A 22174-nucleotide genomic window follows, 5' to 3' on the forward strand; every position below is an offset into this window, starting at 1 on the left:
GATTACTCCACGCTGATCGATTGTTCACCGGCAATGTTCAGGCCATAGCCTTCGATCGCCACGACATTGCGGTGCGAATTGGTCAGCAGCACCATGTCATGCACGCCCAGATCCGCCAGAATCTGCGCGCCGATGCCATAACTGCGCAAGTCCATGTCCATGCCGCCCTTGCCGCTGGCTTCGGCGATCAGTTGCATTGGGTCGCTCGGCATCAGCAGCACGATCACCCCCGCACCGGCATCGCCGATCGCGCCCATCGCGCGTTGCAGCACGCGCTTGCGCGGGCCGGGCTGGCCCAGCACGTCGGACAGCACCGAAATCGCGTGTACGCGCACCAGAGTCGGCTGATCGGGGGTAATGGCGCCCTTTTGCAGCACCAGATGCACCGAACCGTCGATCTTGTTGCGATAAGTGCGGATGGTCCAGTCGCCGCCATAGTCCGACTGGAACGGCGCCACCGAGGTGCATTCGACCAGATTGTCGTTGCGGCGGCGATATTCGATCAGATCGCGGATCGTGCCGATTTTCAGCCCGTGGCGGCGCGCAAACGGCACCAGATCGTCCATCCGCGCCATCGTGCCGTCTTCGCGCATGATCTCGCAGATCACCCCCGAGGGGTTGAGGCCGGCCAGCCGCGCAATATCGACCGCCGCCTCGGTATGCCCGGCGCGCACCAGTGTGCCGCCGTCGCGGGCGATCAGCGGAAAGACATGGCCGGGCGTGACGATATCGTCGCGGGTCTTCGATGCGTCGATCGCCACCGCCACGGTGCGGGCGCGATCGCCCGCGGAAATGCCGGTGGTGACGCCTTCGCGTGCCTCGATCGAGGTGGTGAACGCGGTTTCGTGGCGGGTACCATTGTTGCGGCTCATCAGTTCGAGCCCGAGTTGTTCGACGCGGGCGCGCGTCAGCGTCAGGCAGATCAGGCCGCGACCGTGGGTGGCCATGAAATTGATCGCATCGGGGGTGGCCATCTGGGCCGGGATGACCAGATCGCCCTCGTTTTCGCGATCTTCGTCATCGACCAGGATGAACATGCGGCCGTTGCGCGCTTCGTCGATGATCTCTTCGATCGGGACAAGCGCGGGGGCGTCGTCGCTGTCGCTCAGCACGCGTTCCAGTTTTGCCAACGTGTCGGCGGTCGGGTTCCAGCCCGGCTGCGTTACGTCACGCAAGGTGTTGGCGTGGAGCCCGGCGGCGCGGGCGAGACTGGCGCGCGACATGCCACCATCGGTGACGAGTCGGCGGATGCGATCGATGAGGTCTGTGGACATGACGCCGATCTATGTCACCCAAATGTGTATTGCAAGGGGGTGGTACACATTAAAATGTGTTTCCCCTACGGCAACCTCGGGTTCTTCTGGGCCTGCGATACGACCTGTTTGCAACACTTTCCGCCAAATTCCGCCCTTGAAGTGCGTGGTTTAAATAACCGGTTGACAAAGTACTCGCTCCGTTATGTCCTGCACATCTCGAACACCCGCATGTCAACGACGGGGTTCGCTGGAGAGAGAGGTCTGAAGCTATGAGGGGCAAGCTTTGCCTGTTGGCTGGCGTGTGCGCGGTCGCTTTGTCACAACCCGCTTTTGCACAAGACGCCAAACCCGCCACAACGGCGGATACGAGTGGTGTTCAGGAAATCATCGTTACGGCACAGCGCCAGGCGCAGCGCCTGCAGGACGTGCCGATCGCGGTGAGCGCGTTCAACGCAAATGCGCTGGAAAAACAACAGATAAAGACTACCAGCGATTTGCAGTTGTCGTTGCCGAACGTCACTTTCACCAAGACCAACTTTACCAGCTCCAGCTTTACCATTCGCGGCATCGGCAGTTTGTGCGTCGGGGAATCGTGCGAACCGTCGACCGCAATCAGCCTCAACGATGCGCCCTTGTCGCCGTCGACCCGCCTGTTTGAAGGCGAATTCTACGATCTGGCGCAGATCGAGGTGTTGCGCGGCCCGCAAGGCACGCTGTTCGGCAAGAACGCCACCGGGGGGGTGGTCAATATCCACACCGCGCCGCCGGTGCTGGGCAAGTTCGAGGCGTCGGCCGATGTCGAATACGGCAATTACAACGACCTGCGCGTCAAGGGCATGGTCAACGTGCCGATCGGGCAGGATCTGGCCGTGCGGGCCTCTGGCTATTACCTGCGGCGCGACGGCTATACCACCAACCTCTATGACGGGTCGAAGATCGACGGGCGCAACGAATATGGTCTGCGCGGATCGCTGCGGTGGGAACCGAGTTCACGCACCACGTTCGATCTGGTCGGGCAGTATTTCCGCGAAAACGATTCGCGCATGCGCGTGCAGAAACAGGAATGCCAGACCGATCCGACCGGGATTCTGGGCTGTCTCAACGGGTCGCTTGGTACCGGTGTGACCAATGCCAATTCGACGCTCGGCGCGGTGCTGACTTCCAAGCAGTTCTTTGCCATCGAGGGCTTGCCTTCGGCACTGGCGCTGGGCAGCGTCTATGGGCCCAACGCCTATGGTACGGCGGTCAATCCGACCAGCGTTCACCAGGTCTATACCGGATTTGATCCGCGCTATTACTCGGTTGATACGATCATTCAAGGCCGGTTGAAGCAGGAAATCGGGGACCAGTTCGAACTGCATCTCGACGGCAACTATGAATACACCAACGTCGATTCGATGCAGGATTACAACAACCAGGTTCAGGATCGCAGCGTGATCCAGTCCGGGCTGAACGGGCTCTACGCGATCGCCAACAATCTTGCCGGTATCCCCGCGCCGACCGGCGCCGCGCTGGCGGCCTATCTGAAGCCGGTGGCGAATGCATTGATGCCGCAAGGGCCGGGAGGCCCGCTGTGCACGTCGTTGCCGACAGCGAGCGGAACGGGCGTCTATGGCGGCAACAGCGTGTGTTCGAACGTTCCCTTGCAGTTCGACCGTTCCGACGAAGTCAGCAACACCTGGTCGAGCGAGGCGATTTTCACCTCCAAATTCAGCGGCCCGTTCAATTTCCTGCTGGGTGGAATCTATTCGCACTACAAGATCAATTATAACGACTACTTTGTGAACGAATTTGAACTGGACTATTTCGCCGGTGTTGCCGGTACGCTGGGGTCGCTTGGCGGCGGCGGGGCTCCGGCCTATCTCGCCACGCCGTTCTACGACAACAACACCAACTATTACCGGACAAATTCGTATGGTCTGTTCGGTGAAGCGTATTACAAGTTCAACGACAAGGTGAAGCTGACCCTGGGTTTGCGCTACAACAACGATGACAAGCTGGTTTCGGCGCATACCACCACCTTCAACCTGCCGGTGGCGTTCTCCAGCACCAACAACGTTTCCGCGCTGACCGCGGCGGTGCCCAATGCGGTGCAGTCGGGCACGTTCCGGGCGCTGACCGGGCGGGCGGTGCTCGATTGGGAGATCACCCCCAACAACCTGCTCTATGCGTCCTATTCGCGCGGTTACAAGGCGGGCGGTTTCAACCCCCCGCTGTCCGCTGCCGATGCAGGCATCACGGTGCCGACGACGTTCCAGCCGGAATTCGTCAATGCGTTCGAAATCGGGTCGAAAAACTCGTTCGGCAATGGCCAGTTGCAGTTGAACCTGACCGGGTTCTTCTACGACTACAAGGACCTGCAGCTTTCCAGCATCATCGCGCGGACCTCGGTCGACGAAAACGTCAGCGCGCATGTCTATGGGGTTGAAGCAGAGGCGGTGATGCGCCCGATCCGGCAATTCACGGTCAACATCTCGGCCAGCTATCTGCACACCGCCGTGTCGCAGGATGAATATCTGGCCGATCCGCGCGACTTTGGCGGTGGCCGGTCGGATGCGGTGATCATCAAGGATCTGACCAACGGGTCGAACTGCGCGGTTGCGCCCAACACCGCGGGCAATGCGGCCGGGGCCAATGCGTTTGTCGATACGGTCAACAACATCATCAACGCCGGGGGCATCCCGGGTGTCGGCGCCGGTGCCGGGCTGCAAGGCACGACCGCGTTCCCGGCCGGTGGCGGGATCGCCTCAACCGGGGCCTATTCGATCTGCGCCGCGCTGCAAGGCGTTGCCGCAGCCGATGGGCTGGCCTTTGATCCCAAGGGCATCACGGTCTATACTTCGGGCATCCCGGTCAACATCAAGGGCAACCAGTTGCCGGGTGCGCCCAACTACAAGATCTCGATCGGGGCACAGTATGAAATCCCGCTCGATCGCCTGGTGCTGACGCCGCGTGTGGACTTGCACTACACCGGGGAATCGACCGGCAGCATCTTCAACGGGCCTGTCAACGCGGTGCCATCCTATATCCAGATCAACGCGCAGCTTCAGCTCGATGGTCCGGACCACAAATGGTACATCCGTGCGTTTGTCGAAAACCTGACCAACAACAACGCGATCACCGGCGAATATGTTACCGACCAGTCGTCGGGCCTGTTCACCAACGTCTTCTCGCTCGATCCGCGCCGCTATGGCATCGGCGCCGGGGTGAAGTTCTGAACGAGGTTTGGGGGACCGGCGCCAGATATAAGGCGCCGGTCAGGAGGGACGCCGGGGGCCATGTGCCCCCGGCGTTTTTTTCGTCCTGTCGAGCAAATTCAAGTCGATACCATCGGATGGGCGGATTGGGAAAATTCAGGCTATTTCATGACGCGAGCGCAATGGCAGGAAACGCCCAAAGATGGTCGTTCCCAATGTCGGCACAAAGTATTAACTGCGGACGTAACCGATAGGATATAGCTGGGACCGATGGGGAATATTCTTTGGCATCTGAGAGGCTCAGTCACTCTAAATGGCAACCAAGATTCAGCTTTGGATGGGATCGAGGGCCTTTTGGGTGCCCAATACAAGACCGTGATCGAACGTGGATCAGATCATATTTCTTTCGATGATCCCCTATGGCGCAGCATGTTCGTTCCAAACTGGCTGGCAATGGTGATGTATGACCGGGGACACTTCTGGACAGATAATTCGCAAGGCACGCTACTGCTCTACTATGATCTGCGAAGCCTTCACGGCATGTTGTTTTGCATGTTCGCGGCCGGATTGGCCTTTTTTTTCGGCATGGCAGACCAAGGGTTGCAATCCGGTTTGGCGTACGCAGCTTTTGCATTCGTCTGGCTTTATGGCGTTAACATGCTTCTGGCATTAATTCGTGTGCCTCGCGCTATCCTCGAAGCAGTGAGAGAGTAGTCCACTTTTGGCGCAATATGGGAGATTGCAGACAGTCAGCAATCCTCCAATTGCGGACATGCTTATATTCAGGCATGGTCGCGCAATGAAATGGATAGTGACCTTAACGTTATTGTTGTCGCCCACAATGGCATTGCCTTCCGAGGTTGCGCCTGACGGTGCGCTGAAATTCGCAAATCAAGTCATCGCGTACGATCTTTCAAATGATGCAAACATTTCAGACAGCAAATTCTTGGCGTTTCTTTCACCCAGGCTCCGTGCAGCCTTTGTGCGAGATGACCACCTGAATGACCATGGCTATCTGGAAGCCTATCTGGACCATGACCCCATTTGCATGTGTCAGGATAACGGCAATCTCAAGATTTCGATCGTTTCAATCAAGGGCGGAAGCGATGCTGCTGAAGTGCAAACTCAAGTAGCCGGTGCCGACGGGGTTATTACGCATGGAATTTTGTGGCTGAAGCGGGGAAAGCATGGCTGGATGATCGCAGATATCTCCGAACTCGAGGCAGGTATCTGTTCACTACTCTCGAACTTTGAACACCATAACTCCCCGCTCAGAAAGCGTCACTAGGCTGACCACACTTTGGTTCTGGCTTAGGCAAAGGCTCAAATTCTAATAGTCCGCTTCCCTCCACTTTCCGCCGGTCGGTCGAGCCTTAAGTTTGTCGACGCAGTCGTTATTCGCTCATCCTTGACCTGTCGAAGGATGCGCGCGGCGGTTGGTCAAAGGCCGTGGTGGCGCTACACCGTCGCGCGGCGGATCACGTCGCGATAGCCGTGCGATATTGCGTCGTGGCCTTCGTAAAAGCCCCTCTCGCGCAACACCTGGTGCATGCGTTTCAGGCGATAGGGCGGCACACCGCCGGCGACATGATGTTCCAGGTGCCAATTGACATGGTTGGGTGCGATCAGCAGCCGTTCCCACCAGGATACCAGCGTGGTCGCGGTGTTCAGGCGCGGATCGGTCTGGCCGCGATCGGCCACCACGCCGTGTTCGCCGATCTGGCGCAGGCGCATGATCACCGGATAGACGAACAGCCAGGCCACCCACCACAGGCCATAGGCCCACCCTGCGCCAAGCGCGGCAAGCATCCCGGCCAGCAAGACATGGAACGCAACCCACGGCCATTGCCGGCGCAGCCGGAACCGCGCGAGCATCAGCCGCAAATCGCGCAGCCCGGTGCGCCCCGACAGATCGCGCCACAGCTTGCGCCGCAACGACGCGCGCGAAACCGGATAGGCGGCGACAAAGCCCAGATCGGGATCGCGCGGCGTACCGGCATGGCGATGGTGCGACAGGTGATACGTGCGATAGTCCGCCAGCGAAATGTTCATCGGCCAGCCCGCCAGCCACTGCCCGACCGTCTCGTTCATGCGCGTGCTGCGAAACAGCGCATGGTGCGCGCAATCGTGCACCAGAATGCCAAGGCCGAGCTGTCGCCCGGCCAGCACCAGCACCGCCACTACCAGGGTCAGCGGATTGGGCCACACGATCACCAGTGCAAAGGCCAGCGCGATCAACCCCCAGTTGGCCGCAAAGGCCCACCATGCCCTGAGATCAGAGCGGCGGTTGAGCCTGACCAGTTCGGCGCGCGATAGATAATCGGATAGTTTCATCATCCTGTCCCGTCGCGGCAGAGGGAACACCAAACCGCGCCGGATGTCAAAACCGATCGACCAGGACGGCCCGCACAGTTGCTCGCCCGAGGCGAGGCAGATCTGGCAGCCCTTGCTGGTGGCCACGCCATTGGCCAGTTCGGCAAAGATGCGCCGTGCCGCATCGCTTTGCAGCGCCTGGCCGATGTGGTCGAAATCGGACAGGCTGCCAAATGTCGCGGTGCTGTCCAGATCGAGGCAGCAGATGCCCAGCTTGCCGGTGGCAAACACCGCCAGCGACGGCGCCTGGGTAAAGCCGCAGCGCGAACGGTTGACCACCGATCGGGTCACCGTCCAGCGCGGATCGTATTCGAGCACCAGATTGGCATATGTGCCCACCGGGCGCGGCGACATGAAGGCGATTTGCTCGTTGCCCGCCGTGTCGGTCCAACGCATGATCGGCAACGGGTTCCCAACATCATGGCTGGCATCGAGAAACGCAGCGCGGATCGCCTCGAAACCGTTGGTCAGCGCGCGGGCATGGCTGGGTGCGCCTTCGTCGACCATCTGAGTCGCATTTCTGATTGCAGAAATTGGTGATTTCCCACTACACGACATCGACGTGCGGTTTGCCGTGGCGCAGCGGATAGGCCGGTGGCGGCGCCAGCGCGATCGCGGCGAACCACTGTTGCACCGGGGCAATCAGGCCTGGCCCGTAAAGGTCGAACGCGCCACCGGTGGGCCAGTTGCCCAAGGCGGCTGTGGCCTCTGCGGCAATCGCCGGACAGGCCGCCAGGCAAAAGCGCAGGCGCGCCGTCTGCCCCAGCCAGTCGTCATGCCCGATCGCGTGCAGCACTGCCGCAATCACCGCAAAATCATCGCCGAACCCGTCCTTGTCGGCGGCCTCGATCGGCAGGCAGGCCCCGGTCAGCAAGGCATCGAGCGCCCCCGCCAGATCGCCAGCATCGGCCAACCGGCGCGCCTGGTGGCGATAGAGGCGCGGATCGAGGGGACTGGTGCCACCCTCTGACAGCGCAGTCCACAAGGCGCGCGTGGTGGCATCGCGGCCAAACATGTGGCCGCGCACGCTGTGTGCCTTGGCCAGAAATTCCACCGGTCGGCTCTTGGCTCCGGTGCCCAGCACCGCCAGCGCGTCGTCAATCTGGCCCGCGCTGGCCAGCAATCCGGCCATCACCAACAGCGCGGCATCGCCCAGCCGCGCAATATCGACATTGCCGTCGGGAAAGGACGAGGCGACCAGCGTGTTGAACCCCGCCAGCGCGGCCTCGGCCGGCATGGCGGCCAGCACATCGAGCGCATCGCCAAGCCCCTGCCGATTGTCCGCCATTTCGAGCACGCGTGCCAGCACTTCGAGCAGGACAATCTGGCCCTCGGTCTGGTCGAAGGCCAGTCCGGCGGCCATCGCATCCTCGACCGCGGCGACCAGATCGCGCGGACAATCGCCCTGCGTCTGCACCAGAATGGCCGCGAGCGTGTCGGCGCGACGGACCGAGCCTTCGGCCGGGCTCCGGGCTGCGAGAATGGGGCCGTGCTCCATGGTGATGCGTTCCAATCCAATCGCAAACGTGGTTAATATTGCGTGGATTGAGCATGAAGACCGGCTAGATATTGCAAACGGCCCTACGCGATGAACACGTATGGCGGCCCGCGGACATTCACGCAGGCGCTACGCAAATTTCCATAGCGGCCCGCTTGGCAGCCATAAACCAACCCACGCCAGAATGCAGACCCGAGGGACAGCGGTGGAGATGTCTATCCCGGCCAGCCCTGCCTGCGCGCGCGGCACAGTCCACTGCCTGTCTCGTCCACCGCAGGCGAGGGTCGATGAAAGTCCTGTTCTATCTTCCGGTGATCACGCCCTGGTGGTTTGTCCATATCATAACGCCGGTCTTGCGCGCGCTCGACGGCGATGGCGCCGTGGCGCAAGTCCATGTGATCGTGGCGCCGCTGTGGCGCGGCACCGGCATCACGTCGCAGCACTGGCAACCGCTGGCCGGGCTGACCAAGCTGCGCCTGCATCTGATCGATCTGGCCTGGGGGGTCACCGCCTGCGCCGATTTTCGCGAAGATGGCGCGCGGATTTCCGGCCTGGTCGATCTGATCGATACCATCGCACCTGATCTGACCCTGGTGCGCAGCGCCGATCTGGCCACGCCCGCGCGCTTTGCCGGATGCACACGGTTCATCACCGAGGCGGCGGCGGGGCCGTTCGTCACCGATCCGCGCTGGATCGTGCTCGAACACCGACCGTTTCACCACGGTCACCGGCCTGACGGGCCGCTGGCCATGGTAGATGGCTGTGCCGATGCGGTGGTGCAAATGGCGCCCCCGGCGCCGCAACCGGGCATTGCGGCCACGCGCGCCGGGCTTGGCCTGCCGATGGATCGGCCCGTGCTGGCGGTGCCCTTGCACTATGAGCATGAGGAGAATTTTTACTTGCGCCACGCCGCGTCGGGCCCGGCGCCGGGGCTGATTGCGCGCCTGCTCGACCATTTCGACGCGCGGGTGCTGCTGGCGATCACCGATCATCCGCTCAACCGCCTGCATGTCGATCGCGGCGATCTCTATCGCATGCTCGATGCACTGGGCGATCGCGTACAGCTTTGCACGCAGGATGATGCCACCGCGGGTCTGGCGCGCTGTGCCGATGCGATGGTTTGCGATCTGAGCAAATGCTGGTCGCTGGCGGCCTGGTACGGCACGCCGATCATGCATCTGGGGCACTGGCCGATGGCAGACTGGGTGCATGCCCTGCCGGGGCTGTCCGCCTGTCCGCCGCTGCCCCGGCGCGCCGATCTGCCCGCCGCCGACCCTGCCGAATGTCGCCGCTGGTTCGGCTGGCATCTGGGCACGCGTCTGTTGCGGCCCGACCACTGCGATCTGGCGATGCTGCTGCGTCTGGCCGACGGCACCCCCGATGAGGCCGATATTGCGGCCAATCTCGCCGCGTTGCGGGCGGCGCAACCGGCATGAGCAAACCTGCCCCCGCCTTGTCCGGTCCGGTGCCAGTGGACACGGCGATGCCGTGGGCGCTGGATGTCTTGCGCAAGGAGGCGGCGGCGCTGGCCGGGTTGATCGCCGATCCGCCGCCTGCCCTGGCCGGGGCGATCCACCGCGTGGCGGCCACCGATCGCCCGGTGTTGTGCTGCGGGGCGGGCAAATCGGGGCTGGTTGCGGCCAAGACGGCGGCCACATTGGCCAGTCTGGGCATCCCGGCCTTTGCCTTGTCTGCGGGCGATGCTGCGCATGGCGATCTGGGCGCGGTCACGCCGGGCAGCACGTTGCTGCTGTTTTCCAACAGCGGCAACACCGCCGAAATCCTGCGCATCGTTCCCGGCCTGCGCGCACGCGATTGCCATCTGATCGCGCTGGTGGGCCGCGCGGATTCGCCGCTGGGCCGCGCCGCCGATACCGTGGTCGAATTGCGCCTGGCGCATGAGGCCGATCATCTCGGGCTTGCTCCCACCGCCAGCACGACGCTGCAGATGGCGGTGGGGGATGCCATCGCGGTAGCCGCCAGCCGCTTGCGCGGGTTTTCGCGCGCGGATTTCCTGCGCAGCCACCCGGCGGGGCTGCTGGGCCAGCGCGCGCTGCCGGTGACGGCGGTAATGCGCCGGGGCGCGGCGCTGCCCACCGTGCTGGCGCACATGACCCTGGCCGAAGTTGCCAGCGTGATGTCGTCGGGGCTGATCGGGGCGGCTTGCGTGGTCGATTGGCAGGGCGGGCTGCTGGGGCTGATCGTCGATGGCGACATTCGCCGCGCGGTGCAGGCGCAGCAGGATTTTCATCGCGTGACCGCCGCCGCGGTGATGCGCGAAAGCCCGGTGGTGGTCGCCGACACGGCGCTGCTGGGTGAAGCGCTCGATCTTATGCAGCACCGCGATCGCGGCCTGCTGGTCCTGCCCGTGGTCGATGACGCCGACCGGTTGCAGGGCATTCTTCACAGCGTCGATCTGGTACCCGGCCGATGAAGCCCTTCAATCCCGCCCCGCGCGTTGTCGCGATCACCCCCGCCAAGGGCACCAGCGAACGCATCGCCAACAAAAATTGCGCGGTGCTCGATGGCGACCACTTGTTCCGGCGCAAACTGCGGCAATTGCTCGGTTGTGCCACGATCGATGCGGTCTTTCTCGATACCGAATGCGACGCGATTGCCGATCTTGCCGCCGATCTGCCGGTGCGCCGCTTGCATCGTCCGGCGGCGCTGGCCAGCAATGCCTGCGACGGGCACGACCTGTTTGCGTGGGAATGTCACGCGGCAGGACCGGCGGATTTCTATGTCCAGGCCTTGTGCACCGCGCCGTTCGTCAATGCCGACACGATCGACCGCGCGGTGCGCCGCCTGATCGAGGACCCCGCCGCCGACAGCCTGGTCGCGGTGTCGAAGGCCAGGCAGTATGGCTGGTCGAACGGTGCGCCCGATTATGGTGCGGGGCGCATACCCAACAGTGTCGATCTGTCCCCCAGCGTGATCGAGGCGATGAGCCTCTACATCGTGCGCCGCCGCCCCGGCGAGGCACCGCCAACGCGCCGGTTCGGCACGGCGCCGGTGCTGTTCGAACTCGATCCCACCGAACAGGTCGATATCAACAACCCGGCCGATCTGGCCATGGCCGAGGCCTTGTGCGCGGGCCATCGCGCGGCGCAAGTGACGCGCATGCGCGCGCTGTGCCCCTATCTGTCATCGCCGGTGCTGGCCGATATCGCCAAGGACACCGGGCTTGGCGCGGTACTGCCCCGGGCCATCGCCGCCACCAGCCCCGGCAAGATGCTGGGCCGCGCGCGCACGCTGCAACTGGTCGCCATTCCGGCGCAGGAGCGCACGACCGAGCGCTGGCGCGGGATCTACGATGCGCTCGACAGCTATCGCTTTGTGCGGCCCGGGTGCGTGATTGCGGTGGCCAACGAGGTGCCCGCTCATGCCTATTTCGGCGATCTTAACGCCACGCTGGCGATCCGGTCGGGTGCGGTCGGCGCGGTGATCGACGGGGTCACGCGCGACAGCCGCGATGTCGCGCTGCTTGGCCTGCCGGTCTATGCGCGGGGCAGCTATTGCGATGATATCAAGTACGAAGGCACGGTTGGTGCGATGAACCGCCCGATCCGCATCGGCGACGTGCCGATCTGCCATGACGACATGATCTTCGGCGACGAAAACGGCGTGGTGGTCATCCCCGAAAAGCACTGGCCGCATGTCGAACAGGCGGCATGGGACGTGCTGTCGAATGAGGCGCGCATCCGCATCATGGCCGCGCGCGGCCAGGATGTGCAGACCATCCTGGCCGAATGCGGCGCATTTTGAGGCGGCGTGGCAGCAATCTGCGGCGCACCCGGCCACACCGTCAACACGCGATGGCGGGCGCCGACAAATTTGCGCGTTTGCGACAATTCCGGTGAAGCGATCCAGGTTAGGTTGTGATTCGGACTATCTGAAAAGCGTTCCGTTGATTCGGTTTCTTTGCTTGTTGCAGAACAGCGCAATGGATTGTCGCGCGGGCGTCTGCGTTGCCTCAAGGTGCTGATCAGATTGCTGTCTTGCGCACGAAACTCGTGCTAGTGTTGGAACGACCGTTGTCGATTTACAAGGTGACAGAGGCATGATCGGGCGTGATACTCTGCGTAATTCACTTCCTGTCGATCGCCCCGCCACCCAACCGTATCGGTTGGTCGCGTCAGCCTTGTGCAGTTTGCTGATCGTTGGGTGCACCGCAAAACCAGCGGCACCGGCGCCGCGTGTACCGCATGTTTCGGTGGGCAAACCGCTGCGCCGCGACGTGGTCGATTGGGACACCTATATCGGACGGTTCGAGGCACCCCAGTCGGTCGATCTGCGCGCCCGGGTAACCGGTGTGGTCACCCGGATCCTGGTCAAGGACGGGCAGGACGTCAAGGCGGGGCAGCCGCTGTTCGAGATCGATCCGCGCCCGTACCGTGCGGTCCTGTTGCAGGCAGAGGCCCAGATTGCCGCTGCGAATGCCACGCTGGCCAACGCGGCATCGGTGGAAAAACGCTCGGCCGAACTGGTCAAGGCGCAAGCGGTATCGCGCGAAGAGCTTGAAAACGACCAGGCGCAAGTCCGCACGGCAAAGGCCAATCTGCAATCGGCCGAAGCGGCCGCCTACAATGCCCGGCTGAACCTGGGCTTCACGATGGTGCGGGCGCCGGTCAGCGGACGGATTTCATCGCGGCGGGTGTCGCTGGGTGATCAGGTTACCAATGGTGACACGCTGTTGACCACCGTCGTGTCGCTCGATCCGATCTGGTTCACGTTCGACGGTGCGGAAAGCTTCTACCTCAAATATATGCGCCAGGCGCTGACCGGCGCGCGCAAATCCTCGCGGGTTGCCCCCAATCCGGTCGATATCCAGCTATCCGACGAAACGAACTATCCCCATCGCGGAGAGATGGCGTTTGTCGACAATGCCATCGACACCGGATCAGGCACCATCCGCGCGCATGCGGTGCTGCCCAATCCCGATCACTTTCTGACCCCCGGCATGTTCGGGCGGGCCCGTCTGCTCGGTTCGGGCTCGTATCACGCGCTGCTTATTCCCGATGAGGCGATCGTTACCGACCAGTCGCGCAAGCTGGTGTTTGTGCTCGGCCGCGATGGCACCGTGACGCAACGGGTCATCGAAACCGGGCCCCAGATCATGGGCTTGCGCGCGGTTCGCGATGGGCTCGGGCCAAACGACATGGTCGTGCTGGACGGGTTGGCACAGTTGCAGCCGGGCGCGAAAGTCGACGCCCGGCAAGTGGCCATCAAACCCCGCTCCGCCGACACCGAACCGGGCACAGAACGCCTGACGGTGCCGCAGCCGAATGCCGCGACGCTTGCCGGCTCGGCCAAATAGGGGGCCGCGCGGTGCGTTTTCCCCATTTCTTCATCGAACGCCCGATCTTTGCGGCCGTCGTTTCGATCCTTATCGTCATCGTCGGGGCGATCTCGTTTCCAAGCCTGCCGGTGGGGCAGTATCCTGAGATCGCACCACCCACCGTAACCGTCAGCGCAAGCTATCCCGGAGCCACCGCCGAAACGATGGCGGCGACGGTTGCAACGCCACTTGAAGAACAGATCAACGGCGTCGAGAACATGCTCTACATGTCCTCGTCCTCGGTTGGTGACGGAACGCTGACGATCACCGTCACGTTCAAGCTGGGCACCGACATAAACGCCGCGCAAGTTCTGGTGCAGAACCGCGTGTCCGAGGCGGAGCCGCGCCTGCCCGATCAGACCAGGGCGATCGGTGTGACTGTGCGCAAGGCGTCACCCAACATCCTGATGGCGCTGTCATTCTATTCGCCCGATCACTCGCTGGATCAGCAATATATCTCCAACTACGTGACGCTCCAGGTGACCGACCGTATCAAGCGTATTGCCGGGGTCGGCGATACGCGGGTGATCGGCGGGCGCGACTATGCGATGCGGATATGGATCGATCCCGATCTGGCCGCCTCGCGCAATTTGACCGACCAGGAGGTTATCCAGGCGATCCAGGGCCAGAACGCGCAAGTGGCCGCCGGAACGATCGGATCGCCGCCGTTCGGCACCAAGCCCAATGCCTTTCAGCTTGGCATCCAGACGCTCGGGCGGCTGACGTCGCCCGAACAGTTTGGCGACATCATTCTCAAGCGGCGCGATGACGGGGGGCTGACGCGCCTGCACGACATCGCGCGGATCGAGCTTGGCGGGCAGGACTACACCACCAATGCCTATGTGGCGGGCAAGGATTCGACCGTGCTGGCGGTCAACCAGTTGCCGGGTTCGAACGCGCTGGCCACCGCAGACGCCATTCACCGCGAAATGGCCGAGCTGGCGAAGAGCTTTCCGCCGGGAATGGCCTACGAAATCCCCTATCACCCGACCGACTATATCTCGGAATCGATCCACGAGGTGCGCCAGACGCTGTTCGAGGCGCTGGTGCTGGTGGCATTGGTCGTGCTCATCTTTCTGCAAAGCTGGCGTGCCGCAATCATCCCGCTCATCGCGATCCCCATCTCGTTGACCGGTTCGTTCGCCTTCATGGCGGCCTTCGGTTTCTCGTTGAACAATCTGTCGCTGTTCGGGCTGGTGCTGGCGATCGGCGTGGTGGTCGACGATGCGATCGTGGTGATCGAAAATATCGAACGGCTGATGGAAGAGGAAGGACTGTCCCCGCGCGAGGCGGCGCATAAATCGATGGACGAAGTGTCCGGCGCGCTGATCGCGATCGCGCTCGTGCTGTGCGGGGTGTTCATCCCGACCGCGTTCATTCCCGGCATATCGGGGCAGTTCTACAAGCAGTTCGCGCTGACCATCGTTGCCGCGACTGCGCTGTCGGCGTTTGTGTCGCTGACCCTTTCACCCGCGCTCGCAGCCTTGCTGCTGAAACCGCGCCAGCGTGACCAGGCGCCGAAACCGGGCGTGCGCGGATGGCCGGGGCGGTTTGCCAACGGGTTCAACAACGGCTTTGACCGTCTGTCCGATCGCTATGGCAAGCTGACCGTCAGGCTGGTGCGCGCGCTCGGGCTGATCGCGATCGCCTATGCCGGGCTGATCCTGATTGCGGGCTGGCGCTTCACGGAAACGCCGACCGGGTTCATTCCGCCGCAGGATCAGGGCTATCTGATTTCGGCAGTGCAGATGCCGCCCGGCACGTCGCTGGAACGCACGTCGGATTTCATGAAAAAGGCGATTGCGCTGGCCGGTGGGTTGAAGGGGACCGATACCAGCGTCGCCTTTGCCGGTTTTGATGGCGCCACGTTTACCACCGCGCCCAACACCGGCGTGATTTTCGTGGCGATGAAGCCGCGCAAGGATCGCGACGACATCACCGCGGACGAGTTCGCCAACCAGTTGCGCAAAGTCTATGGCACGCTGACCGAGGGCCGCATCCTGGTCATTCCTCCCCCGCCGGTGCAGGGGATCGGCACGGGCGGCGGGTTCAAGATGGAGATCGAGGATCGCAGCGGTCTGGGCTTTGTCGCGCTGGAAAAGGCGGCCAATGCGATGGCCCACGCCGCGAACGGGTCGCCCGGCATCCAGTCGACATTCACGACGTTCAGCAACCAGACCCCGCGTCTGACGGCGGATATCGACCGTGAACGGGCCGAACAGGCCGGCGTGGCCGTGCCGAACGTGTTCTCGACACTGGGCACGTATCTGGGGTCGGCCTATATCAACGACTTCAATTATCTGGGCCGTACCTGGCGTGTCACAGCGCAAGCCGACGCCCGGTTCCGCCAATCGACCGCCGACATCGAACGGTTGCGCACCCGGTCCGCCAGCGGCGCGATGGTGCCGCTGGGCGCGGTGCTGACTGTCAGGAACGACGCCGGGCCGTACCGCGTGGTGCGCTACAACCTCTATCCCTCGGCTGAGTTGCAGGGCGACAGCGCGCGCGGTTTTTCGACCGGCCAGTCGCTGGCCACGATGGCCGGTCTGGCGCAGAAGATCCTGCCCAAGGGCATGACGTACGAATGGACCGATCTGGCCTTTCAGCAGCAGCAGGCGGGCAACACCGGCATCTACATTTTCGCGTTGGCGGTGCTGTTTGTGTTCCTGTTGCTGGCCGCGCAGTATGAATCGATCGTGCTGCCGCTGGCGGTGATCCTGATCGTGCCGATGTGTCTGCTGGCGGCGATCCTGGGCACCAACCTGATGGGCATGGACAACAACGTGCTGACCCAGATCGGGCTGGTCGTGCTGGTCGGGCTGGCCGCCAAGAATGCCATCCTGATCGTCGAATTTGCGCGGCAGGGTGAAGAGCACGGGCTGAGCCATCGCGATGCTGCGGCGCGCGCCGCGCATCAACGCCTGCGGCCGATCCTGATGACCTCGATCGCGTTCATTCTGGGTGTGCTGCCGCTCGTCCTGTCAAAAGGCCCCGGCTACGAAATGCGGCAGGCGCTGGGGGTTGCGGTCTTTTTCGGGATGATCGGGGTGACGTTCTTCGGGTTGCTGTTCACCCCGAGCTTCTACGTCATCTCCAAGATGTTTGGCGAACGGGCGGCCACATGGGCCGCCGGATTGCGCCACAAACCAGAGCCCGACCCGCCCGGCGAGGAGACCGCAGGATGACCCGGCTGGCAAACGGCATGGGCGCGGCCCTGCTGGCAACATGCGGCCTGGCGGGATGCGTCACCGGCCCGAACTATCACGCGCCGCGCATGGTCGCCGAGGCGCAGGCGCCGTTTCGCGAGGCGGCGACCCCTGCCACGCTGTCGGGCCAGCCATTGCCGGCGAACTGGTGGGTGATGTTCGACGATGCCGCGCTCAATGCGCTGGTGCGCGATGCGCTGGCCTATAACACCGACATCAGGCAGGCCGCCGCCAACTTGCGCAAGGCGCGCGGCGCGCTGTCAGAGGCGCGGGCAGGGCGGTTGCCGACGACCACGCTGTCGGCCGGATACGATCGCGAACGCGTCGGCGCCTACAGCGTCGGCGAAGTCGGCAGCGGCGTAAGCGCCAGCGGGGCCGTGCCCAGTCACGAAGATTTCAACTATTATCAGGCCGGTTTTGACGCGAGTTACGAGGTCGATCTGTTCGGCCGCGTATCGCGCTCGATCGAGGCGGCGCGCGGCGATGCCCAGGCCTCGCAGGCGGCGCTCGACGCGGTGCGGATTTCGATCATCGCCCAGGTCACACAAAGCTATGCCGACGCCTGCGGCAACGCCGCCCAGGCCGAAGTGGCACGCGAAACCGCCAGCCTGGAAAGCGACACCTTGCGCCTGACACAACGGCTGCTCGACGCCGGTCGCGGAACCCGGCGCGACGTCGATCAGGCGCAAGTGCTGGTCGAACAGGCCAATGCCCAGGTTCCCGATCTCGAAGCGGAACGCCGCGCGCAGCTCTATGCGCTGACGGCGCTGACCGGGCGTCCCCCGGCGCAAGTTGATGCGGCCGCGGCGCAATGCCATGCGGTGCCGCGCGTGATGACGCCCATCCCGGTCGGCGACGGTGCCGCGCTGCTCGCGCGCAGGCCCGATGTGCGCCAGGCCGAACGCACGCTGGCGGCCGACACCGCGCGGATCGGGATCGCGACCGCGGCGCTCTACCCATCGGTTACGCTGGCGGGTTCGGCCAGCCTTGGCGCGCCGCAGATCAGCAACCTGGGCAAGCCCGGGGCGTTCAACTATGCGCTCGGGCCGCTGATTTCGTGGACATTTCCCAACTTTGCGGCGACGCGCGCGCGCATCCGGCAATCGAAGAGCCAGGCAGAGGCCTCGCTGGCGGCATTCCAGGGCACGATCCTGACCGCGCTGAAGGAAACCGAACAGGCGCTGGCGCGGTCCGCAGCGGCGCAACGCCAGAACCTGTCGCTCAAACGCGCGGCCGATGCGGCCGACGATGCCGCCCGGCTTTCACGGCTGCGCTTCGATCAGGGGCGGGACAATTTCCTCAACCTGCTGGTCGCCGAACAGAACCGTGCCGCCGCGCGACAGGCGCTGGCGCAATCGGATACCAAAGTCGCCGATGCCCAGATTTCGCTGTTCAAGGCGCTGGGCGGCGGCTGGGAAACCGCGCCGCCGATTGCGGCGGGCCCGCCATCGGCACCCTGACCTCGCAATCTTGCGATCCGGTTCCACGCCTCCAATCGACACCGTTACCCGGCCGGCGGGTTCGGCCTCATCGCCAGCGCGGCCATGCCGGTGGCCTGATCGGTCATGAACAGATAGGCATCGGTGCCAGGCTGACGATCCTTGTTGATCGATTTGGCCGGAACCGCTCCGCTCGTCTTGTCCTGATGCATGACAATCCAGTTGCGCGCGGATTTCAGCGGCGCTGCGGTCACCGCCATGCCCTCCTCACGCAACACCAGCGCGATCAGCGCCGTGGCATAGCCGTCGCTTTGCGCGGGCAGGGCGGACTTGTCGACGCGTTGCCAGTTTGACAGGCTGGCCAGCGTCCATCCGCCATCCGGCTGTTGGCAGGCGACCAGGTCTGCAATGATCTTCTGGCGCTGTGCCTCGTCCAGTACGCCGTGCAACTGGCTGTCGGCCCAGACCAGCAGGGTGCGGGTGTAAAGCGAACCGGTCAAACCTGTTTTCAGGTAATTCCGCAGCGCGTCGATGTGCGGCGCAACCGCGGGATCGGTGGAATAGCCGCCCGGTGCGCGCGCCACGGCCAACGCCGCCAGGGTTGCCCCCCAATACGTCGCGGTAGGCGATTCAAACGGTTCAAGGTGAAAATCCAGCCAGGTAAAGCCGCCCTTCTGGTCGCCCGCCTGCATTTGCAGGGCCCACATATTGGCGAAGGCCTGGCGCGTGTCGGGCCCCAGATGGCCGCGCTCGTTGTCGCGCGTTGCCAGGATGAGCGCGTTGAGCACCGATTCCACGCCGCGCGATTCCGCCGATTTGGGCACGCCGCGGGTCTGGTCGGGATAAAACGGTTCAACCTCGCTCCACAGGTACACCCGCTTCCCGACATCATCGAACATCGCCATTTCATCAACGCTCTGATGGGTCAGGCCAAGTTGGCCCCGCAAGGCCGGCATGGCCAGCGTATGCGGCAGCGATGTGTGGCACGATACGCAGCGCGTGCCATGATCGCGTTCGTCCTTCGACCATTGCCGCCACCAGGCCATGCGGGTGTCGAGATAGTGCGCCGCCGCCGCCGCATCCCAACCGGGCGCGCGGCTGGGCACCGCCTGACTTTGCGAGACAAGGCCGACGGTCAGGGCCAGGGTCGAAATCAGCAGAGGCAAGCGCATCGTGTCATTCCCTCAATGTTGGCGTAAACGTCGGCACAGCCTTGCGCGGTGCGATCGTGTGGCAATCCACCGGTTCACAGCGGCCACCATGTCAACGTGTGCTGGTCGTGGGCCGTGGTCCACAGCCCGTGGCGGGTATAGCGCAAGGCGCCGCTGCCCGATTTTGGTCCGACGCGCGCGGTGATCGTCAGGGTGTCCGGATCGATCGCGACATAGACCTGGTCGTCCGTCGTTCTCAGCCAGACTTTGCCGCCGCCTGCGTCGATGTCACCCCATTTCAGGCTGTCGCCCACTTTGACCCGGCCAGTCACTTCACCGCTGTCGGCGTCGATCCGGGCGAGGGTGCCATCGCCCTGTTCCTGAACCCACACAGCCCCTGCGCCCGCCACCAGAAAACCGGGTGCACGGCCCAGTAGCGTGGTCTTTGTCACGGTGTTGGTGGCGGGATCGATCCGCTGAACCGATTGGTGCGGCCCGCTGACGGCCCACAGCGAACCCAGCCCGAAGGCCAGATATGACGTTGCAGGATCGACCGTAATCGATGCGATCACGCGGTTGGAGGCGGGATCGACACGCGCAATCAGGCCTTTGGCATCACTGGCCACCCAGATCGAACCTGCACCCGCCACGACATTCAATTCGCCCCCGGGATCGGCAATCCCGGTTGCGATCGATGCGACCACTTTGGGGTTGCGCAGATCGATGCGGTTCAACGTGCCTTGCCTGCAATCGGCAACCCACAATGCGCCGGCGGCGATGGCCATCGCGCCGCAGGGCTTGTCCATCGCGACCGCGGCGATTTTGCCGTGCCGCGACCAGCGCTCGACACGGCCCTTGTTGGTCACCCATACGGTCTTGCCGTCAACCGCCAGAAAATCGGCAAAACCGGGCACGTTGATCACGTCCGCAGGCCGGGCGTGGGTCGCCGCCGGGATCATCGCCGCCCACGCGCAGAGTGCCACACCGATGGTGCGAAACGCCATCATGAGGCATGCCCGATCGTCCAGACATACGCGGCCAGCGCCTTGACATCGTCGGGCGACAGCGCGACGCCGCCCATCGCAGGCATCGCGCCGCTGGCCTTTTTGGGCTGGCTGACTCCGTTGACAATCGTCTGCGCCAGGCCGTCGACCGACCCGTCGCTCCACAGCCAGGTCGGGCCGGTAAGCGATGCACCGGCCATGCTGCCGCGTCCGTCGGACCCGTGGCAGCCCACGCATGTGCCGCCTTTGGCTTCCCCCATGTAAATGGCACGGCCCAACGCAACCTGTTGTGCGGTCACACCGGGCGGCAGGGCGCCGTGCGGCACGGCATCGGCCGATGCGGGGGCGATCTCTGCCTTGGCGGCGGCGACCAATGGGGCCGTGGCCGGGCCGTGATAAGTGATCCGCCAAATTCGCCCGCGCACATCATCGGCAATATAGAGCGCGCCGTCGGGGCCGACCGCAAGACCGGCGGGACGATGCAACGCCCTGCCAGGTTCCTTGAATGCCCCGGCAAACCCGTCTGCAAAACGAATCCACGGGCCGTTTGCCCTGCCATCGCGCAAGGGCTGAAAGGCGACCAGATAGCCATCCTGCGGCGCCGGCGCCCGGTTCCATGAGCCATGGAAGGCGATGAACGCCCCTTGGGCGTAGGCCATCGGGAAGCTTGTGCCGGTATAGATCGTGGTATCGTTCGGTGCCCAATGCGCGGGGAACGCAGCGACCGGGGGCGTTGCATCGGCGCAGATCCCCTGGGCCTTGCCCCCATCGCCACCATATTCGGGCGCCAGCACATGCCGCCCCTGGATGCCATCGTAATAGCACGTGGGCCACCCGTAATCGGCGCCCTTCGAGGGTGAAAACAGGATCTCGGCGGGCCGTTCGACTCCCTGCTCGACCGAATAGAGTGCGGGCCAGTTCTGGCTCAACTGGTCGCGGCCGTGCTGAACGGCGAACACGCGACCGGTGTTGTCGAAACTGATGCCACCTGTATTGCGGATGCCCTTGGCCCAGCGCTCGGCGGGCGAAAAGACCTGGCCCGTGCGGTCTGCGCGGTAGGCCCAGATACCGCCGCGTGTCTGCGCTTCGATGCAGGGGACTGCCCCTTTGGCGCCGGGTTTGCGATTGGGGCTTTCGCAGGTGTTGGTGGCCGATCCCGAATTGAGCAGCAGCGTGCCGTCTGCCTCGATCGCAAAGGGATGCATGGGGTGGTCGCCCGTCAGCGGCATTCCGGACAGGATGGTGGTGGGCGTTCCCACCGGGGCAAGCTGGCCCGGTGCAAGCGGATAGCGCATGATCCGGTCGGTCTCTTCGACGTAAAGTCCGCCATGCCATAGCGCGATCCCCGTGCCGCCATGCCCGCCTTTGGCCTCGCTTGGCCCAAATCGCTCGGTGCTGTCGGCGACACCGTCGCCATCGCGATCCTTCAGCGCGACGATGAACCCGCCGCCCGGGGCAGGCGGCGCATTGCGGAAATAGCGCCCCGACCAGGTGTTGACATAGACCGTGCCATCGGGCGCGACCGCCATATGCCGGGTATGGCCGAGATTGTCGGCAAACACGGTTGCGCAAAATCCGGGCGGCAGCGTCAGGCCGCCATTGTCGGCGGGGCAGGCATCGCCACTTTGCGCGGCACTGGCCGGTTTCAGCACAAGACTGACGGCAAGGACGAAAGGTATCGCAAAAATCGCGGCGCGCAGGGGTGTTGTCAC

15 protein-coding genes are annotated in these 22174 nt (G+C 63.8%); 9 read left to right on the forward strand and 6 right to left on the reverse strand.

All coding sequences use genetic code 11. The features are described 5' to 3' along the window. Positions 1–2: 2 nt before the first annotated feature. Positions 3–1274, reverse strand: coding sequence for a 3,4-dihydroxy-2-butanone-4-phosphate synthase (gene ribB, locus AQZ49_RS09650; RefSeq protein WP_067615084.1), 1272 nt, complete (start codon positions 1272–1274; stop codon positions 3–5). 251 nt (positions 1275–1525) lie between these two features. Here ribB and AQZ49_RS09655 point away from each other — a divergent pair, with 251 nt between their 5' ends. The 3 genes from AQZ49_RS09655 to AQZ49_RS09665 all read left to right on the forward strand — a co-directional run bounded on the left by AQZ49_RS09655 (position 1526) and on the right by AQZ49_RS09665 (position 5741). Continuing rightward, positions 1526–4474, forward strand: coding sequence for a TonB-dependent receptor (locus tag AQZ49_RS09655; protein WP_156428228.1), 2949 nt, complete (start codon positions 1526–1528; stop codon positions 4472–4474). Positions 4475–4723: 249 nt separating this feature from the next. Next, positions 4724–5167, forward strand: a complete 444-nt coding sequence (locus tag AQZ49_RS22275; protein ID WP_156428229.1) for a hypothetical protein — start codon at positions 4724–4726, stop codon at positions 5165–5167. 85 nt (positions 5168–5252) lie between these two features. Then, a complete protein-coding gene (locus AQZ49_RS09665) occupies positions 5253–5741 on the forward strand; it encodes a YqhG/Tai3 family protein (protein ID WP_067615087.1) in 489 nt (162 codons plus the stop codon). 170 nt (positions 5742–5911) lie between these two features. On the opposite strand, the gene AQZ49_RS22785 is transcribed toward AQZ49_RS09665, so the two are convergent. Together AQZ49_RS22785 and AQZ49_RS09675 are read right to left on the reverse strand one after the other, a co-directional pair. Then, positions 5912–7333 carry a fatty acid desaturase family protein gene (locus AQZ49_RS22785; protein ID WP_231739157.1) on the reverse strand — a complete coding sequence of 474 codons (1422 nt, stop codon included), beginning with the start codon at positions 7331–7333 and terminating at the stop codon, positions 5912–5914. A gap of 40 nt (positions 7334–7373) precedes the next feature. After that, positions 7374–8324, reverse strand: coding sequence for a hypothetical protein (locus AQZ49_RS09675; RefSeq protein ID WP_156428230.1), 951 nt, complete (start codon positions 8322–8324; stop codon positions 7374–7376). A gap of 287 nt (positions 8325–8611) precedes the next feature. Here AQZ49_RS09675 and AQZ49_RS09680 point away from each other — a divergent pair, with 287 nt between their 5' ends. From AQZ49_RS09680 to AQZ49_RS09705, 6 genes are all read left to right on the forward strand, one after another. Next, a complete protein-coding gene (locus tag AQZ49_RS09680; protein ID WP_067615089.1) occupies positions 8612–9760 on the forward strand; it encodes a hypothetical protein in 1149 nt (382 codons plus the stop codon). Next, on the forward strand, positions 9757–10758 hold the full coding sequence (locus AQZ49_RS09685; protein WP_067615090.1) for a KpsF/GutQ family sugar-phosphate isomerase: 1002 nt from the start codon (positions 9757–9759) through the stop codon (positions 10756–10758). Before AQZ49_RS09680 ends, AQZ49_RS09685 begins: the two co-directional genes overlap by 4 nt. Further along, on the forward strand, positions 10755–12089 hold the full coding sequence (locus tag AQZ49_RS09690) for an RraA family protein (protein ID WP_067615091.1): 1335 nt from the start codon (positions 10755–10757) through the stop codon (positions 12087–12089). The genes AQZ49_RS09685 and AQZ49_RS09690 overlap by 4 nt, the downstream gene beginning before the upstream one ends. A gap of 448 nt (positions 12090–12537) precedes the next feature. Then, the gene (locus tag AQZ49_RS09695) at positions 12538–13641 is read left to right on the forward strand and encodes an efflux RND transporter periplasmic adaptor subunit (RefSeq protein ID WP_231739158.1); all 1104 of its coding nucleotides are present in this window, start codon (positions 12538–12540) and stop codon (positions 13639–13641) included. Between the two features lie 11 nt (positions 13642–13652). Next, entirely contained in the window at positions 13653–16847 is a 3195-nt protein-coding gene (locus AQZ49_RS09700; protein WP_067615092.1) for an efflux RND transporter permease subunit, read from the forward strand. Further along, complete coding sequence (locus AQZ49_RS09705) at positions 16844–18328, forward strand: efflux transporter outer membrane subunit (protein ID WP_067615093.1); 1485 nt, start codon at positions 16844–16846, stop codon at positions 18326–18328. The genes AQZ49_RS09700 and AQZ49_RS09705 overlap by 4 nt, the downstream gene beginning before the upstream one ends. A 44-nt stretch (positions 18329–18372) precedes the next feature. Here the strand turns inward: AQZ49_RS09705 and AQZ49_RS22790 are convergent, their stop codons facing one another. The 3 genes from AQZ49_RS22790 to AQZ49_RS09720 all read right to left on the reverse strand — a co-directional run bounded on the left by AQZ49_RS22790 (position 18373) and on the right by AQZ49_RS09720 (position 22174). Then, a complete protein-coding gene (locus AQZ49_RS22790; protein ID WP_231739159.1) occupies positions 18373–19479 on the reverse strand; it encodes a hypothetical protein in 1107 nt (368 codons plus the stop codon). Between the two features lie 74 nt (positions 19480–19553). Continuing rightward, positions 19554–20465, reverse strand: a complete 912-nt coding sequence (locus AQZ49_RS09715) for a Vgb family protein (RefSeq protein ID WP_067615094.1) — start codon at positions 20463–20465, stop codon at positions 19554–19556. Further along, complete coding sequence (locus AQZ49_RS09720) at positions 20462–22174, reverse strand: PQQ-dependent sugar dehydrogenase (protein ID WP_231739160.1); 1713 nt, start codon at positions 22172–22174, stop codon at positions 20462–20464. Before AQZ49_RS09720 ends, AQZ49_RS09715 begins: the two co-directional genes overlap by 4 nt.

The organism is Novosphingobium sp. FSW06-99, from assembly GCF_001519065.1.
Classification (GTDB): domain Bacteria; phylum Pseudomonadota; class Alphaproteobacteria; order Sphingomonadales; family Sphingomonadaceae; genus Novosphingobium.

Excerpts from the sequence above, each read along its gene's own strand:
- AQZ49_RS09680 (WP_067615089.1), top strand. The coding sequence starts at position 8,612 with ATGAAAGTCCTGTTCTATCTTCCGGTGATCACGCCCTGGTGGTTTGTC.
- AQZ49_RS09705 (WP_067615093.1), top strand. The coding sequence starts at position 16,844 with ATGACCCGGCTGGCAAACGGCATGGGCGCGGCCCTGCTGGCAACATGC.
- AQZ49_RS09655 (WP_156428228.1), top strand. The coding sequence starts at position 1,526 with ATGAGGGGCAAGCTTTGCCTGTTGGCTGGCGTGTGCGCGGTCGCTTTG.
- AQZ49_RS09715 (WP_067615094.1), bottom strand. The coding sequence starts at position 20,465 with ATGATGGCGTTTCGCACCATCGGTGTGGCACTCTGCGCGTGGGCGGCG.
- AQZ49_RS22790 (WP_231739159.1), bottom strand. The coding sequence starts at position 19,479 with ATGCGCTTGCCTCTGCTGATTTCGACCCTGGCCCTGACCGTCGGCCTT.
- AQZ49_RS22275 (WP_156428229.1), top strand. The coding sequence starts at position 4,724 with ATGGGGAATATTCTTTGGCATCTGAGAGGCTCAGTCACTCTAAATGGC.
- AQZ49_RS09675 (WP_156428230.1), bottom strand. The coding sequence starts at position 8,324 with ATGGAGCACGGCCCCATTCTCGCAGCCCGGAGCCCGGCCGAAGGCTCG.
- AQZ49_RS09690 (WP_067615091.1), top strand. The coding sequence starts at position 10,755 with ATGAAGCCCTTCAATCCCGCCCCGCGCGTTGTCGCGATCACCCCCGCC.
- AQZ49_RS09665 (WP_067615087.1), top strand. The coding sequence starts at position 5,253 with ATGAAATGGATAGTGACCTTAACGTTATTGTTGTCGCCCACAATGGCA.
- ribB (WP_067615084.1), bottom strand. The coding sequence starts at position 1,274 with ATGTCCACAGACCTCATCGATCGCATCCGCCGACTCGTCACCGATGGT.
- AQZ49_RS09685 (WP_067615090.1), top strand. The coding sequence starts at position 9,757 with ATGAGCAAACCTGCCCCCGCCTTGTCCGGTCCGGTGCCAGTGGACACG.
- AQZ49_RS22785 (WP_231739157.1), bottom strand. The coding sequence starts at position 7,333 with ATGGTCGACGAAGGCGCACCCAGCCATGCCCGCGCGCTGACCAACGGT.